1 protein-coding gene is annotated in these 567 nt (G+C 41.8%); it reads right to left on the bottom strand.

Features of this window, described 5'->3' with window-relative positions:
- The coding region (locus R7Q46_RS29085; RefSeq protein ID WP_318078567.1) for an ArgP/LysG family DNA-binding transcriptional regulator at nt 1-469 on the bottom strand (469 nt) is incomplete at its 3' end.
- Nucleotides 470-567: the final 98 nt, after the last annotated feature.

Genomic DNA, 567 nt, shown 5'->3' with positions numbered 1-567 from the left:
GACAATTTGGTATCGCTTGAGACTCTAAACTGATCGCCCCTGCGACCTCACCACTTTTCAGTTTTTCTATTGAACGTGATTCACCGTAAATCGTCAGCTTCAACTCTACTTGACGAGTTTTCATGACGTCTTGCAAAGCTGGCAGTAACCACGTTGCCAAACTGTCGGCGTTAGTAGCCAAAGACAGTTGCACTGGGCGCGTTGTAGTATCGTTTTTTATCTCAGGTAAAATTTCGTGCTCTAGCAACCGAACTCGACGGTAAAGCCCCAATAGTTTTTTTCCAATAGGAGTTGGCTTGGGTGGCTGCTCTCGAATTAACACAGATTGCGCCAAGAATTTTTCGAGCTGTTTAATACGCTGCGAAATGGCAGATTGTGAGACAAACAGATGCTCAGCAGCTCGTTCAAAACTGCCTTGATAAACAACGGCATCCAAGGCTTCTATCCATTTGTAATCCAACCCTCGCATTCACTTTCTCCCAAAAAACCAACACCAAACCGTTAAATAAGTAACTCTAATAATATATTAAAATCATTAATTATACTTATTTAACCAAAGCCATTATC

Source organism: Vibrio sp. 811 (assembly GCF_033339195.1).
Note: the sequence above shows the minus strand (reverse complement) of the source record. Positions and strands in the feature narration are given on the sequence as shown.